Origin of the sequence: Xanthomonas theicola, from assembly GCF_014236795.1 — a bacterium.
Taxonomy (GTDB): domain Bacteria; phylum Pseudomonadota; class Gammaproteobacteria; order Xanthomonadales; family Xanthomonadaceae; genus Xanthomonas_A; species Xanthomonas_A theicola.
The window spans coordinates 20,580-35,000 of the sequence record NZ_CP049017.1; the positions used below are offsets into that span (position 1 = coordinate 20,580).

9 protein-coding genes and 9 pseudogenes (1 of these 18 cut by a window edge) are annotated in these 14,421 nt (G+C 68.8%); 15 read left to right on the plus strand and 3 right to left on the minus strand.

The features are described 5' to 3' along the window. Window positions 1–169: 169 nt before the first annotated feature. The 4 genes and pseudogenes from G4Q83_RS22390 to G4Q83_RS00135 form a co-directional block, all read left to right on the plus strand. Window positions 170–355 (plus strand): annotated as a pseudogene (locus G4Q83_RS22390) (Arm DNA-binding domain-containing protein); the annotation flags it as partial. 416 nt (window positions 356–771) lie between these two features. Continuing rightward, window positions 772–2,157 (plus strand): MFS transporter, encoded by a 1,386-nt coding sequence (locus G4Q83_RS00125; protein ID WP_128421232.1) that lies wholly within the window; start codon window positions 772–774, stop codon window positions 2,155–2,157. A 280-nt stretch (window positions 2,158–2,437) separates the two neighbouring features. Continuing rightward, window positions 2,438–3,040 carry a GTP cyclohydrolase I FolE gene (folE, locus tag G4Q83_RS00130; protein WP_128421233.1) on the plus strand — a complete coding sequence of 201 codons (603 nt, stop codon included), beginning with the start codon at window positions 2,438–2,440 and terminating at the stop codon, window positions 3,038–3,040. Between the two features lie 6 nt (window positions 3,041–3,046). After that, window positions 3,047–4,339: pseudogene (locus tag G4Q83_RS00135) on the plus strand (SbcC/MukB-like Walker B domain-containing protein); the annotation flags it as partial. A gap of 58 nt (window positions 4,340–4,397) precedes the next feature. On the opposite strand, the gene G4Q83_RS00140 reads toward G4Q83_RS00135, so the two are convergent. Next, window positions 4,398–5,414 (minus strand): IS30 family transposase, encoded by a 1,017-nt coding sequence (locus G4Q83_RS00140; RefSeq protein ID WP_185817303.1) that lies wholly within the window; start codon window positions 5,412–5,414, stop codon window positions 4,398–4,400. A 56-nt stretch (window positions 5,415–5,470) separates the two neighbouring features. Between G4Q83_RS00140 and G4Q83_RS00145 the strand changes: the two are divergent. Continuing rightward, window positions 5,471–6,599, plus strand: a pseudogene (locus G4Q83_RS00145) (Wadjet anti-phage system protein JetD domain-containing protein). A gap of 33 nt (window positions 6,600–6,632) precedes the next feature. Here the strand turns inward: G4Q83_RS00145 and G4Q83_RS22730 are convergent. Beyond that, window positions 6,633–6,933, minus strand: a pseudogene (locus G4Q83_RS22730) (TSUP family transporter); the annotation flags it as partial. A gap of 61 nt (window positions 6,934–6,994) precedes the next feature. Between G4Q83_RS22730 and G4Q83_RS00150 the strand changes: the two are divergent. From G4Q83_RS00150 to G4Q83_RS00160, 3 genes and pseudogenes are all read left to right on the plus strand, one after another. Continuing rightward, window positions 6,995–7,793 (plus strand): annotated as a pseudogene (locus tag G4Q83_RS00150) (IS5 family transposase). Between the two features lie 147 nt (window positions 7,794–7,940). Beyond that, window positions 7,941–8,372: pseudogene (gene tnpA / locus G4Q83_RS00155) on the plus strand (IS200/IS605 family transposase). A gap of 69 nt (window positions 8,373–8,441) precedes the next feature. After that, a protein-coding gene (locus G4Q83_RS00160) for an IS5 family transposase (protein WP_246432420.1) occupies window positions 8,442–9,211 on the plus strand; the annotation gives its coding sequence in 2 pieces (ribosomal slippage) (window positions 8,442–8,763 and window positions 8,763–9,211; 771 coding nt in all). Between the two features lie 9 nt (window positions 9,212–9,220). Here G4Q83_RS00160 and G4Q83_RS00165 read toward each other — a convergent pair. Beyond that, window positions 9,221–9,676 (minus strand): annotated as a pseudogene (locus G4Q83_RS00165) (sulfite exporter TauE/SafE family protein); the annotation flags it as partial. Window positions 9,677–9,778: 102 nt separating this feature from the next. Here G4Q83_RS00165 and G4Q83_RS00170 point away from each other — a divergent pair. From G4Q83_RS00170 to bphP, 7 genes and pseudogenes are all read left to right on the plus strand, one after another. Then, complete coding sequence (locus G4Q83_RS00170; protein WP_128421768.1) at window positions 9,779–10,171, plus strand: YchJ family metal-binding protein; 393 nt, start codon at window positions 9,779–9,781, stop codon at window positions 10,169–10,171. 228 nt (window positions 10,172–10,399) lie between these two features. Beyond that, on the plus strand, window positions 10,400–10,828 hold the full coding sequence (locus G4Q83_RS00175) for a hypothetical protein (protein ID WP_128421769.1): 429 nt from the start codon (window positions 10,400–10,402) through the stop codon (window positions 10,826–10,828). Continuing rightward, window positions 10,829–11,155 carry a hypothetical protein gene (locus G4Q83_RS00180; protein WP_128421770.1) on the plus strand — a complete coding sequence of 109 codons (327 nt, stop codon included), beginning with the start codon at window positions 10,829–10,831 and terminating at the stop codon, window positions 11,153–11,155. It abuts the gene before it with no gap. A gap of 343 nt (window positions 11,156–11,498) precedes the next feature. Beyond that, window positions 11,499–12,541, plus strand: a pseudogene (locus tag G4Q83_RS00190) (D-hexose-6-phosphate mutarotase); the annotation flags it as partial. Between the two features lie 135 nt (window positions 12,542–12,676). Then, window positions 12,677–13,027, plus strand: a pseudogene (locus G4Q83_RS00195) (tetracycline resistance MFS efflux pump); the annotation flags it as partial. A 171-nt stretch (window positions 13,028–13,198) separates the two neighbouring features. Beyond that, window positions 13,199–13,798 (plus strand): biliverdin-producing heme oxygenase, encoded by a 600-nt coding sequence (locus G4Q83_RS00200; protein WP_128421773.1) that lies wholly within the window; start codon window positions 13,199–13,201, stop codon window positions 13,796–13,798. Beyond that, on the plus strand, window positions 13,795–14,421 hold the 5' portion of the coding sequence (bphP, locus tag G4Q83_RS00205; RefSeq protein WP_128421774.1) for a bacteriophytochrome BphP. It continues 1,278 nt past the right edge of the window; the window shows 627 of its 1,905 coding nt (coding positions 1–627); the start codon lies at window positions 13,795–13,797; its stop codon lies beyond the right edge, outside the window. Before G4Q83_RS00200 ends, bphP begins: the two co-directional genes overlap by 4 nt.

A 14,421-nucleotide genomic window follows, 5' to 3' on the forward strand; every position in this document is an offset into this window, starting at 1 on the left:
CAGTAGCGCTTGATGGACAGGTTGGCCCATTTTAAATCAATGGGTTGCAGAAGTAATACGGTCTGCTGAGCGTTCCTGTTGTTCATCGAGGTCCAGAAAATTCGGGGGTAGCGTTGGGGGTACTCGTGTTCAACCGTGGGGGTACATCTCCCCGCAGTGGAGTCCAACGATGCCCGAGAATCTACTCACCGACTTCAAGGTCAGGTCGGCCAAACCGACTGATCGAGACTGGAAACTTTCAGACGGCGGGGGCTTGTTCCTGCTGGTCAAGCCTACCGGCGGCAAGCTCTGGCGGTGGAAGTACCGGCTGTAAGATAAGGAGAACCTCTTTGCCATTGGCGGCTTTCCTCAAGTAAGTCTTGCAGAGGCGCGTGCGGCCCGCGAGAAAGCGCGGGCCTTGGTCAAGCAAGGCAGCCGTCATGTGGCGAGCGAGTCCAGTCTGTTGTGGAACAGGCGTGCTGCTAGCGGAACCGTCGGATGCGCGAGGGCTGTCCTGGCTGCGATGACCCCGGACGATCCGCGGCCGTCGGCGATGCGGGCCACGGTCCTGGCCGAGCGCGGCGGGATAGCCCTTGCCGCGGACAAGCCTGGGCGGCACAGCACTGACGCGGCGCCCGGCAACCGGTGCCGGCATCGTGGCCCGGCGACCCGTGCCCGCGTCGAGGCGTCGTCGGGAGGGGGGGCGACCGTCCGCTCGGTCGGCCGCACGACGCGGGCGCTCGCGGCCAGGCCCCTATACTTCCCGGTGTCCACCCACAGGGTTCTCACCGCATGCGCGCATCTTCCCCGCCTTCGACCGCCCGCGCGGCCGGCGCCGCCCCCGGCAGCCTGCGCCGCTCGGTGTCCAATACGCTCAAGGGCTCGGCCGGCAACCTGGTCGAGTGGTATGACGTCTATGTCTACTCGGTGTTCGCCAGCTATTTCGAGGCGCATTTCTTCTCCAAGGAAGACAAGAACGCAACGCTGTTCGTGTGGGCGATCTTCGCGATGACCTTCCTGATGCGGCCGATCGGCGCGTGGTACTTCGGCCGCTTCGCCGACCGCTTCGGCCGCCGCCTGGCGCTGACCATCTCGGTGTCGTTGATGGCGCTGTGTTCGTTCGTCATCGCGGTCACGCCGACCCTGGCGACGATCGGCATCGCCGCGCCGATCGTCCTGCTGCTGGCGCGGCTGCTGCAGGGCTTCGCCACCGGCGGCGAGTACGGCACCAGCGCCACCTACATGTCCGAGGCGGCGATCCCGGGCCGGCGCGGCTTCCTGTCCTCGTTCCACTACGTGACCCTGGTCGGCGGCCACGTGCTGGCGCAGGCGACACTGCTGGCGATGCTGCACTTCTTCGACGCCTCGCAGGTGTCCGCGTGGGGCTGGCGCGTGGCGTTCGCCCTCGGCGGCGTGGGCGCGCTGGTGGTGTTCTGGCTGCGCCGGAGCATGGACGAGTCGCTGGGTTCCGAATCCATCGCCGAGGCCAAGAAAGGCGGCGCGCGCTCGGCGGGCTCGCTGCACGAGCTGTTCGTGCGCCAGTGGCGGCCGCTGCTGCTGTGCTTCCTGGTGACCGCGGGCGGCACCATCGCCTTCTACACCTATTCGGTCATCGGGCCGAAGATGATCCAGACCGCGTTCGCCGGCAACGACGTGATGGCCGGCACCCTCATCAACCTGATCGCGCTGACCGTGCTGATGTTGATGCAGCCGGTCGGCGGCTGGCTGTCGGACATCGTCGGGCGCAAGACGCTGCTGGTGCTGTTCGGCATCGGCGGCGTGCTCTACACCTGGTTCCTGGTGCTGGAGCTGCCCAAGCAGAGCGACTGGCTGACCGCGTTCGCGATTCTGACCGCCGGCTTCGTGATCCTGACCGGCTACACCTCGATCAATGCGGTGGTGAAGGCCGAGCTGTTCCCGACCCACATCCGCGCGCTGGGTGTGGGCCTGGGCTACGCGCTGGCCAACTCGGCCTTCGGCGGCACCGCGCCGCTGTTGTACCAGGGCGCGCTGAAGACCGGCCACGTCGTCGCCTTCGTCTGGTACGCCACCGCGGTCATCGCCGTGTCGCTGGTGGTCTACATGTTCTTCCTGCGCAACAAGGGGGCGAACTGGCTGGACGACGCGGCCGCGATGCGCGAACGCAAGCGCGTGCCAGCGCCGATCGCGCGCAGCTGACGCAGGACGCTGCGGCCCCGCGCCGGGGAATACTGCGCGGGCTGGACCGCCGGTGTCGGCCCGCGCCAGCGGCGCACCGTGCGGCGGGGCGGTCGGCCGTTGCCGCGACCGGGCCGGACCGGGCAGGGCTTGCGCTGCGCCCGGCACGCCCCGCGCGCCGAGCGCGGCCGGCATGGGCAGTGGCGCGGACGGGCGCCGCCGCCGGGGCGGCGCGCGCATCGATTCGGCGGCATTCGGGCGACTCGGGTACCATGCAGCCCCCTCACGGGCGTTCTCACTCATGGCCGACTCCAAGAAGACCCCCGAATCCCCCGTGACCCAGGCCCAGGCCGAAGCCGCCGTGCGCACCCTGTTGCGCTGGGCCGGCGAGGATCCCGACCGCGAAGGCCTGCTGGACACCCCACGGCGCGTGGCCGAGGCCTACGGCGACTGGTTCAGCGGCTATCGGGCCGACCCGCGCGAGTACCTGCTGCGCACCTTCGAGGAAGTGGCCGGCTATGACGAGCTGATCGTGCTGCGCGACATCGAGTACGAAAGCCATTGCGAGCACCACATGGCGCCGATCATCGGCAAGGTCCATGTCGGTTACCTGCCGCGCGGCAAGGTGGTGGGCATCAGCAAGCTGGCGCGCGTGGTCGAGGCCTATGCGCGGCGTTTCCAAGTGCAGGAGAAGATGACCGCGCAGATCGCGCAGTGCATCCAGGACGTGCTGCAGCCTCTGGGCGTGGGCGTGGTGGTGGAAGGCGCGCACGAATGCATGACCACCCGCGGCATCCACAAGCGCGGCGTCAGCATGGTCACCTCGAAGATGCTCGGCACCTTCCGCGAAGACGCGCGCACCCGCGCCGAGTTCCTGCGCTTCATCGACGGCGGCGTGCGCTGAGGCGTGAACCTGCGGGCGCTGGGCGAGGCGATCGACCATGCGCCCGCCGACATCGAGCAGGCCGAGCGGACGCTCGAGGGCGTGCGCGAGGAGCGGATCGGACTCGGCATCGAGCGTGCGCAACTGGAGAAGCAGCGGCTGAACTGCGCCGACGCGCGCGCGGTCACGCCGCTGCAGCGGCAGGGGCTGGAAGAACGCCTGGGCAGCCTGGGCGTGCTCAGCCTGGATAACCTGGAAGCGCATTTCCGCCAGGCCGGCAATGCGCTCGCCGAGCAGGTCAGTGCCAGCGACAGGGAACACAACCGCCTGGAGCAGCTGTTGCTTGGCTGCTTCCGCCGCTACTGCCAGCAGTGGCCCGAAGACAGCGGCGACTTCACCGTCAGCCTGAGCAGCGCCGACGACTTCCTGGCGCGCCTGCAACGTCTGGAACGCGACGGCCTGCCGCAGCACGAGGCGCGCTTCTTCGATCTGCTGCAGAGCCAGAGCAAGAACAACCTGCTGGCCCTGCAGCGGCACACGGCCGAGGCGCGCAAGTCCATCGACCAGCGCCTGGACGAGGTCAATGCCAGCCTGGAACAGGTGCCGTTCAACCGCGGCACCGTGTTGACCATCGTACTGGCCGAGCGCCGCCTGCCGGAGGTGATCGAATTCCACCAGCGCCTGCGCGAGGTGCTGGGCCACCACCAGACCGAACAGCGCGACCTGGCCGAGCAGCAGTTCGCCGTGCTGCGCGAGCTGGTGCGCAAGCTCGGCTCGCAGGAAGGCCAGGATCGGCGCTGGCGCGAACTGGTGCTGGACGTGCGCCTGCACGTGGAATTCGTCGGCGTCGAGCTCGACGCCGCCACCCGCCAGCAGGTGTAGATCTACCGCAGCGGCGCCGGCAAGTCCGGCGGCCGGCGGCAGAAGCTGGCCACCACCTGCCTGGCCGCGGGGCTGCGCTACCAGTTCGGCGGCGAGGACGGGCAGTTGCCGCGCTATTGCGCGGTGGTGCTGGACGAAGCCTTCGACAAGGCCGACAACGAGTTCACCGCGCTGGCGATGAACATCTTCGAGAACTTCGGTTTCCAAATGGTGGTGGCCACGCCGCTGAAGTCGGTGATGACGTTGGAACCATTCATCGGCGGCGCCTGTTTCGTCGAGATCAGCGGCCGCCACGATTCGGGCGTGCTGCTGATCGAGTACGACGAGCAGACGCGCCGGCTCAAGTTGCCCGAGCGCACCCGCGGCACGGCCATGCCGGGCGGTGCGGCGGCATGGCCGGCCGCCGAAGACGCGGCTGCCGGACCTGCCGAGACCTGACCCGGATGGCGCGCGCCGATGCGATGCTGTCGCCCGACGCCGCGCTGGCCGGGCGGTCTCAAGAATCAAGTGCAACACGTGATTTGAACGCTGCGATGTCCGCTTCCATTGCCTCGCTAGGCGTCTTCCAGCCAAGTGTCTGGCGAGGGCGAGTGTTCATCAGCAACGCGATGTGATTGAGGTATTCCTGGCTGACGGCGGATAGGTCCGCCCCCTTGGGCAGGAACTGGCGAAGTAGACCGTTGGTGTTCTCATTGCTTCCGCGCTGCCACGGTGCGTGCGGATCGGCAAACCACAGGTCGATGTTCAACCGTTCCATCAGCTCGGCATAGCGCGTCATTTCGGTGCCACGGTCATAGGTCAAGCTGGTTCGCATGGATGCGGGGAGCTTCTTCATCTGACGGGTGAAACCTTCCAGTGCGTCTGTGGCGGTGCAGCCGTCCATCCGGCACAGCACCACAAAACGCGTCTTGCGCTCCACCAGGGTGCCAACACAGGAACGATTGAACGCTCCCTTGATCAAGTCACCTTCCCAATGTCCTGGGACCAACCGCTGTTGCACCTCTTCGGGTCGGTGCACGATCCGCGGTTCCTCAGGCACCCAGTTGCGTTTGGCGGCGGTCGTGCGCCGTGATCCCCGGGACGGCCTGCGCTGGCGCAACGCCTCCACAAGCTCCTTTTTCAGGCCGCCGCGCGGGTGCGCGTAGATCGTGGCGTAGATGGTTTCGTGACTGACGCGCTGGGCAGGATCATCCGGGGACATGAGGAGCAGCTTGGCAGCAATCTGCTGGGGCGACCAGCGCCACAGCACCAGATGATCGCGCACCATCTGGAATAAATCCGTTCCCGGTGTCAGCCGTCGCCGCCGAACGCTGTGCTGACGTCCTGTCCGGTAACGCATGGCCGCCTCTCGAGCACGGTAGACCGTGGCTTGCTGCCTGGCCAGCTCCCTGCTCGATGTCGACGGGCTTCTATCCAGCAGCCTGGATATCGAGCGTAAGCTCTGACCACGTCGCGTTTCGATTTGGAGTACCGCGCGCTCTTCTGCGCTCAGGTGGAGATAGCTTCTTGACATGCATACACCCTACTGGCTGAGAGGGTGTTGCGCTTGGAAGTTGAGTCTAAGCCGTCTTGCGCGGGCAGTGGCGGCTGCAGCGCGGCGCATGGCTGCTGGACGAGGCCGCACCGCGGCCGGTGCCGCTGCGCATGCCGACCCAGGTCCAGGCCAGCGCCGCATTCGACGCGTTCGGCGGTTGGTTGCGCGCCTGGCGTGCGACGCCGTTGCCAGGCCAGGTGCAATGGCGCCAGGTCAAATGGCCGCAACTGGGGTCGCAGTGCCTGCCGCAGGCCTGGCAGGTGAGCGCCGACCAGGCGGCGCTGGCGCTCGGCGAGCACGCGCGCTGGCAGCGCGCGCGCCTGCGCGGCGCCGCGCTGGTGGCCCGCTGGCCGCAGGCGGCGGGTCTCGCCGCGCGCCTGCGCCGGCAATTCGATCTGCTCGCCGATGCGCCGGAAGCGGACTTCGCGCGGCTGGTCGCGATGGTCGACTGGCTGCATGCGCATCGCGACAGCGGCATGTTCCTGCGCCAGTTGCCGATCGCCGGCATCGACAGCAAGTGGATCGAGCCGCGCCGCGGGGTCGCGCCGATTGGCTGGCCGGCCTGCGCGGCATCGCCGAACCGCGCAGCTTCCATGGCCTGTCCGGGCTGCGCCGTGCGCCCGACCGGGTCCGCCTCGCCTGCTGGACCCGGCGCTGCGTGCGCGGCTTGGCGGCCTGGAGGACGTGCAGGCGCCGATCGCCCAGGTCGCCGCGCTGCGCCTGCCGGTGCGGCAGGTGCTGATCGTGGAGAACCGCGAGACCGGCCTGGCCTGCGAGGACCTGCCGGGGATGCTGGTGCTGATGGCACGCGGCTATGTCGTGGACTACGTGCACGCCATCGACTGGCTGCAGCGGTTGCCGCTCTACTACTGGGGCGACATCGACACGCACGGCCTGGCGATCCTGCACCGCCTGCGCCGGCACGCGCCGCAGGCCATGGCGCTGCTGATGGACGCAGCCACCTTGCGCGACACTCCGTCCAGCCTGTGGGGACACGAGCGCCGCCAGCACCGCGCGCAGCGGTTGGACGCGCTCACCGCTGCCGAGCCGGCGTTGTACACCGATCTGCGCAGCGGCCGCTTCGGTCCCACGCCGCGCCTGGAGCAGGAGCGCATCGCCTGGGACTATGCATGGCCGCGCATCCGCGCCGCATTGGCCGGTTAGCGTAGGCAACGGCGTGCGCGTGCGCGCTGCGGCTCAGCGCGGCAGGTCCCGGCCCATCTTGCCGATCAGCACCATCACCACCACCCAGCATCAGGAACCGCTGCCGGATCAGCGGCACGCCGCCGCGCCAGCCGCGTGCCGGCCGCCGCGCCGGCGATATTGGCCGCGGCCACCGCACCGCCACCGCCAGCAGCACTTGCCCGCTGGGCACGAAGAAGCACCGCGCGGCCAGGCTGGTGCCCAGGTTGACCACCTTCGAGGCGGCCGAGGCGCGCAGGAAGTCCAGGCCGAAGCAGCCGATGAGCAGGAAGATCAGGAAACTGCCGGTTGCCGGAGCTGAAGCAGCCGTCTTAGAACCTGTTCACGATCTTTCCCGGGTAGTGCAAACTCTGCGGATGCGAACAAAGACGTATCCGAGTGACATGAGCCGGGAGCGGTTCGAGCAGATCCGCTCCATTCTGGAGCAGGCGCGCAAGCGTACCAAGCCACGGACCGTGGATCTGTAGGACGTGTGGTGCGCGGTGCTGTACCTGCTGCGCACCGGCTGTCAGTGGCCAGCGCTGCCCAGCGACTTCCCGAAGTGGCGCACCGTGCACTGCTACTTTGCCAAGTGGAGCGAACCAGACGATGAAGGAGTGAGCCTGGTGGAGCGGGCGCTCAAAAAATCAGGTTGGCGCGGCCCGCCAGGGACAGGGGCGCAACGCTTGCAGCACGTTCTTGATCGTGGACGCACAGAGCGTGAAGAACACGGACACGGCCGGCCAGAAGGGTTATGACGCGGGCAAGAAGGTCTCGGGGATCAAGCGTCGCATCGCCGTCGATACCCAAGGCCTGCCGCATGCGGTCGCGGTGACGACGGCGGAAGTGACCGACCGCAAAGGCGCGCTCCAATCCCTGGATCGTTGCAAGCCGAACCTGGGACACGTGCAAAGCCTGTTGTGCGATAGCGGCTATACCGCAGAACCGTTCGCCGAAGGCGTACGAGAGATCCTGGGCAAGCAAGTCACGGTGCAGATCGCCAAACGCAGCGAACTGCACATCTTCAAGGTCATGCCCAAGCGCTGGAGCGTTGAACGCAGCTTTGCGTGGCTGGAAAAGAACCGAAGGCTATGGAAGAACTGCGAGCGTAAGCTCAACAGCAGCTTGCAGTTCATCCACCTGGCATGCCTGACACTACTACTCAAAAGATCGTGAACAGGTTCTTAGGGCCTGTTAACACTAAACCAACCTGAGAGTTCCTCCGGCTCTGCCGGGGAGGCAGTAGAAGTTTGACGTATCCGGGAGTCCATCCCGGAGACTCCGCAACGTGAGCGGCCAAGCACACGAGACGGAGGAACCGAGATGGATGAGTTTGAGAGCTTAAGTCACACCAGGTGGGAGTGTCTGTACCACGTTGTGTTCATACCGAAGTGTCGCCGTAAGACACTGTATGTGGGTCTGAGGAAGCATCTAGGAGAGGTGTTCCGGCGATTGGCCGAGCAGAAGGAGAGCCGGGTCGAGGAGGGCCATCTGATGCCAGATCACGTCCATATGCTGTTGAAGATTCCGCCGAAGTAGGCGGTGTCGCAGGTGGTGGGCTATATCAAGGGCAAGAGCGCCATCCACCTAGCGCGGGTGTATGTGGAGCGGAAGCGGAACTTTGTAGGGCAGAGCTTCTGGGCGCGAGGTTACTTCGTTACGAGGGTAGGTCGGGATGAAGGGTTGATCGGGGCATACATCCAGAACCAAGAGGCGGAAGATCGGCGCTTGGACCAATTGCAGTTGCTGAGGTAGTCGGCCACCTTCAGGTGGCCCTAACAAGGGAGGCGCGTAGCGCTCCCGCAGCCGCTTTGAGCGGCTCACATCTCTAAAGCCCCCGGCTTTGCCGGGGGATATTTACTCGAACACTGCCTGCCGGCACAGCGCGGCAATGTCAGCATGACCAACCTGCAAGTGGTCAACGCCATCCTTTACGTTGCCGAGCATGGCTGCAAATGGCGCGGCCTGCCCAAGCGCTTTGGCAACTGGCACACGGTGTACACACGCATGAACCGCTGGGCCAGGGCGGGTGTGCTGGACCGGATGTTCGCCCAATTGCAGAAGTCCCAGATCGTGCGCATCGAAATCGAAGCAATCTCGCTGGACTCCACCAGCATCAAGGTGCATCCCGATGGCACGGGCGCATTAAAAAAAACGGTCCGCAGGCCGTCGGCAAGTCCCGCGGTGGATGGAACACCAAGATTCATATGGTTGCCGCAGATGCTCGAACATCCATCACCTTTGGATTGACGCCTGGTAACGTGCATGACGCACCTGCAGGCCGCACGTTGCTTGAACACCTGGGGCCAGTGGAGCGGCCGATTCATTTGTTGATGGACCGTGCCTACGAAGGCAACCAAACCCGCCAGTTGGCGCTCGATCTTGGCTTCGTGCCGGTGGTCCCGCCGAAATCCAATCGGGTCGAGCCTTGGGAATACAACCGGGAGATGTACAAGCGGCGCAACGAGGTGGATAGACTGTTCCGTCGCCTGAAAGGCTACCGCCGGATTTTCTCGCGCTTCGAGAAGCTGGATGCCATGTTCCTTGGATTCCTCAGCTTCGTCCTGGTCGTTGATGGGCTTCGGATGTGTTAACAGGCCCTAGAAGCCGATCGCCGCGCCCATCACCAGCGCGATGGCCAGTTCGCGGCGGCCGACGTGGCGCGGCCGGTGCAGCGCGCCGAAGTCCTTCTTGACCAGCGTATAGGCCAGCATCGCGATCAGCAGCACCAGGATCAATGGCCGCACCGCCTGCTCCGGCAGCAGGCTGACCGCGGTGGCGCCGAGGAAGGAGAACGCGAACGTCGCCGCGGTGGCGGTCAGCACCGGCCGCCACGGGAAGCGCACGGTGCGCGCATAGCGCCAGGCCGATGCGCCGGTGCCGGCCATCGCGCTGAACTTGTTGGTGCCCAGCAGTACCGCCGGCGCCTGCTGCGGCAAGGTGGCGAACAGCCCTGGCAACTGGATCAGGCCGCCGCCGCCCACTGCCGCATCCACCAGCCCGGCGACGAAGGCGATGCACAGCAGCCAGGGCAACTCGGTCGGGATCAACTCCAGCAAGGCGGCGCTCCGCGCGACAAGGGGGGGCGCAAGCATAGCCGGGGCCGGCGTGCACGGCCGCGCAGGCGTGCGCCGCGCCGCCGCAGCCGGCACAATCGGCACATGTCTCCGTCTGCGCCGCGCGTTGCCGATCCCTGTCCCTGCGGGCGCCCGCGCGACTACGCGCAGTGCTGCGGGCGCTACCATGCCGGCGCCGCCGCGCCCGACGCCGAAACGCTGATGCGCTCGCGCTACAGCGCCTACGTGCGCGGCGACGCCGACTATCTGCGCGCCAGCTGGCACCCGTCCACGCGCCCGGCGCAATTGGACGTGGATGCGCATACCACCTGGCTCGGCCTGACCGTGCAGCGGGTCGTCGCCAGCGGCGCCGACAGTGCCCAGGTCGCGTTCCTGGCGCGCTATCGCATCGGCGGCGGCAGCGCCGTGCGCATGACCGAGCACAGCCGCTTCGTGCGCGAGGACGGCCGCTGGTACTACCTGGATGCGCTGGACTGACCGCGCGCCACCGTGCGCCATCAGGCGCGCGCGGTGCCGGCCGATGATCCGCGCGGTTCCCCATTGGTCCGCCGTCGTGATGTCTTGCTGCTCGCCGCGCGCCTGGCCCGGTCGCGCCGCTGGCGCGGCCGGGGCCCGGCATTGCGCTGTGGGTGCCTGTTGCTGGCGTGCCGTCGTCGCGCCAGGCTCCCGCGCTGTGCCGGTTCGATCCGGCGCCGCTGCCAGCGCTTGCCCGGCGGCCGCTGCATCCTGCTGCCGCTGGCGCAGGGACAATGGCCGTCGGCGCGGTGGGTGCTGGAAGTGCCCGCGCCGGGACTGCAGCGGCTCACCCTGCGGGCGCCGCGCTGGCTGATGCGCGACAACCCGCAGGCGCTGCCCGGCAACAGCCGGCCCGGCTTCCACATCGACGCCGCGTCGCCAGCCGGGCAACCGTTGCGATTGTGGCCGGACCAGCGCGGGGCGATGGCCGCCGCGCTGCGCTTCGGACCGCGCAGCGAGCCCGACTACCTGCGCCAGCACAACCGGTGGCTGGCGATCGCCTGGCTGTGCTGCTGCGCGGTCATGCTGAGCATGGCGGCGCTGGCATTCGCCTGGCGGCTGCGCGAGGCCACCTTCCCGTGCTACGCCGGCGACTCCGTGCTCTGCGACGGCCTGTAGATGACGCTGGAAACCGGCGACGTGGCGCACCCACCGGGGCCGGAGGCGCGGGGCCAGGGGGCGCGGTGCTGGGAGTGCCTGGCCACCGCGCTGTCGAGCGTGGCTGCGGTGCTGTTCTTGCAACGTTTCGCCGACCTGGCGCGCTACCTGCCGCGCGCGCGGGCTGGCTGCGCGGCTGCCGGTGCTGTGGCTGCAGACGCTCGGCCGCATGCTGATCAACCCGTTGCGGATCCTCGGCGGCCGCTGCTGCTGATCGGGATCCGGGCCGACGAGGCGCTGTATGCGGCCAACAGTGGCGGCCGCAACCGTATCGTCACCGTGGCGTGAATCAACCCCACACGCGGCAGCGCCACCGGATCGGCGCCGCCGCCGCGGTGTCCGGCCATTGTGGCGTCGCGGCGGCGCAGCCCGGCGCGCGCGAACGCGCCGCCGCACGCGTGCGCGGCGCATGCGCCACGGTTGTTTATGATGTCCGCCCTGCCGTTGGCGAGGAATTCCGATGAAGCGTTCCGCCTGCGCCTTGCTGCTGGCCGTGCCCTGCGCCGCCGCGCAGACCCTGCTGGCACCGGCGCCATCAACGAATCCGGTCTTCGGCGGGTGCCTGGCCACGCTGCGCGCCGCCGCGGCCAAAACCGGGGTCGCGGCCACCGCCTTCGACCGCTTCACCGCTGGCCTGCAGCCGGCCGACGGCCGCGCCGGACTGCGCGTTCGACGCGCTGCGGCGCGAGGCGGCCGCCGCGCCGGCGGACACGCCGGCATCGGGCGGCAAGCCGGCGGCCGCGTTCCGCATGCCAGCGCGTTAATCCCGAATTCGTCCAATCCCCCGCGCCACGGAGCCAGATCCCCATGTCCGCCGTCCCCGGCCTGAGCACAGGCGATTTCCACGGCTATCCCTCGCTGCTGGTGCAGACCCCGCACTCCACCGCCGCGATCAGCCTGTTCGGCGGCCAACTGCTGTCGTTCGTACCCAAGGGCGGCACCGAGGTGATGTGGCTGTCGCCGAGCGCGCAGCCCACGCCCACCCCGATCCGCGGCGGCACGCCAGTGTGCTGGCCGTATTTCGGCCGCCAGGACCAAAGCGGCGACGTACCGGCGCACGGCTTCGTGCGCACCGTGCCGTGGCAATTGCAGGATGCCCGCCGCGAGGCCGACGGCCGCATCGTGCTGAGCCTGGCGCCGCCGGTTTTCGACGACCTGCCGCTGCGCCTGCACATGCAGCTGCGCATCGGCGCGGCCCTGGAGCAGCGCCTGCTTACCGACAACGTCGGCGCAGCGCCGGCGCGCTTCACCCAGGCGCTGCACAACTACTTCCGCGTCGCCGACGCCACCCAGGTGCGTGTGCAAGGTCTGGACGGGCTCGACTACCTGGACAAGTTCGAAGGCGACGCCACCCCGCATCGCCAGCACGGCGACTGGAGCCTGCAGGATCCGCGCGACCCCGGCCGCAGCGACCGCATCTACACCGGCGCCGGCGGCCGCTACACGCTGCTCGACCCGGGCCTGCGGCGCCGCATCGAGATCGGCACGGTCGGCAGCCGCACCCTGGTCGCCTGGAACCCGGGCGAAGCCGGCGCGCAGAAGATGGTCGACGTCGGCGCCCACTGGCGCCGGTTCGTGTGCCTGGAAGCGGCCAATGCCGGCCCCGAGGTGATCGAACTGGCGCCCGGCGCGCAGCACGCGCTGCAGCAGACCATCGCAGTCGCGTCGTTCTGACCGCAGCGCGGCCGCGACCGCGAGCGGCCCACGCCGTTGGATCGCCTGCAGGAAGCGCTTCAGTCCCGACCCCGAGTTCCACCGCCGGACCGCCTGCCGCTTCGCCGGGCCACGGCGAAGCCGCGACGGCCCGGGCGCATGCCTTTGTTCGGCTTGGGCTGCGGCATGGCCGGCTTGGCGATCTACAGTGTGGCTGGCAGCGGCGCGATGTTCCTGCTCGGCGTCCCGGTCAGTGCATTGTGGGCGGTGGCCGCGCCGGCGGCGCCGGCGATCGTCGCCCGCCACGTCGGCGCCGACGCGCACGGCCGGGTGCAGGGCGCGCTGACGGGTCTGGTCAGCGTGGCCGGCATTGTCGGGCCGCTGCTGTACGCGTGGGTGTTCGCGCTGTTCATCGGCGAGAACGCCCCCGTGCCCCTGCCCGGCGTGCCATGGTTGTTGGCCGCCGGCTGGCTGCTGGCGTGGCGCCGCGCGCCTGCCCACGGCGGCAGGCGCGGTCGCCTAGCCGAGGAGGTGACGGTGGGCAGGATGCTGGTGCGCATGAACTGCTCAGCTTGGGCCGTTCGCCGCGCCGTCAGGCGCGGCGCGTGCGCGATGCTACGCTGTGCGGCCTTGCTTCCACCGTCGCGGCCGGCCCGGCTGCCGTAGCAGTCCGCATCCATGGTGTCGCCTCCCGACGGAACCGCCGTGCCCCTCAGCGCCTTGCGCCTGCTGCGCGAGGCCACCGCGCAGCAGCACCAGGCCGTCGAGCAGTTGCCGGCGATGCGCGCACTGATGGGCGACGGCCTGTCCGTGGCCGGTTACGTCCAGGTGCTGCGCCGCCATTACGCCGTGCTGGCCGACTGGGAACGGCGCGAATCGGCCTGGCTGCGCGGCGGCGGCGACGCGGGCTGGCACTACCAGCCGCGCGCCCCGCTGCTGGCGCAGGACCTGGCTGCGCTCGGCGCCACGCCGCCGCCGGCCGCGCCGGCACCGGCGGCACCGGCGGCGGGCAGCCGCTGGGGCATGCTGTACGTGGTCGAAGGCTCGCGCCTGGGCGGGCGGGTGATCGCGCGCCAGTTGCGGTACGCGCTGGCCGAGGTCGCGCCGGCACTGTCCTACTTCGAGCTCGGCCACGCCGACCCGGCGTGCTGGCGGCGCTTTCAGCTGCGCCTGGAGCAGGGCCTGCGCACCCCGGCGTCACGGCAGGCCGCGGTCGCCGGCGCGCGCGCGATGTTCGCGCACTTCCACACCCATCTCGCCTTGGAGGAGACTGCATGAGCGATACCGTCGCGCCCCTGGACCTGGACGCCTGCGCCCGCGAGCCGATCCACATACCTGGATCGATCCAGCCGCACGGCGCATTGCTGGTGATCGAGCCAGCCGACGGCCGCATCGTACAGGCCAGCAGCACCGCCGCCGAGCTGCTCGGCGTGCCGCTGGCGGACTTGCTCGGGCAGCGCTACGCCGCGCTGTTGACCTTGCAAGATCCGAGCGTGCACGCGGACGCGATCGAGCAGTCGCACCTGCCGCATGTCCAGGTGAGCTTCCCGCGTCGCGCCGCGCCGCCACCGCAGCGGTGGGTCGGCGCCTGGCACCTGTACCCGGAGCAGTGGCTGCTGGAACTGGAGCCGCGCGATGCGCCGCTCGCCGACGCCACCCTGCGCGAAGCGCTGCCGCTGCTGCGCCGGCTCGAGACCGACAGCAGCATCGAAGACGCCTGCCAGCGTGCGGCCAAGAGCCTGCGCACGCTGATCGGCTACGACCGCGTGATGATCTACCGCTTCGACGACGAGTGGAACGGCGACGTGGTGGCCGAGGCGCGCACGCCGGACCTGGCGTCCTATCTCGGCCTGCACTATCCGGCCAGCGACATCCCGGCGCAGGCGCGCGCGTTGTACCTG

Coding starts and splice junctions, on each gene's coding strand:
- G4Q83_RS00125 (WP_128421232.1), top strand. CDS start 772: ATGCGCGCATCTTCCCCGCCTTCGACCGCCCGCGCGGCCGGCGCCGCC.
- folE (WP_128421233.1), top strand. CDS start 2,438: ATGGCCGACTCCAAGAAGACCCCCGAATCCCCCGTGACCCAGGCCCAG.
- G4Q83_RS00140 (WP_185817303.1), bottom strand. CDS start 5,414: ATGTCAAGAAGCTATCTCCACCTGAGCGCAGAAGAGCGCGCGGTACTC.
- G4Q83_RS00170 (WP_128421768.1), top strand. CDS start 9,779: ATGTCTCCGTCTGCGCCGCGCGTTGCCGATCCCTGTCCCTGCGGGCGC.
- G4Q83_RS00180 (WP_128421770.1), top strand. CDS start 10,829: ATGACGCTGGAAACCGGCGACGTGGCGCACCCACCGGGGCCGGAGGCG.
- G4Q83_RS00200 (WP_128421773.1), top strand. CDS start 13,199: ATGGTGTCGCCTCCCGACGGAACCGCCGTGCCCCTCAGCGCCTTGCGC.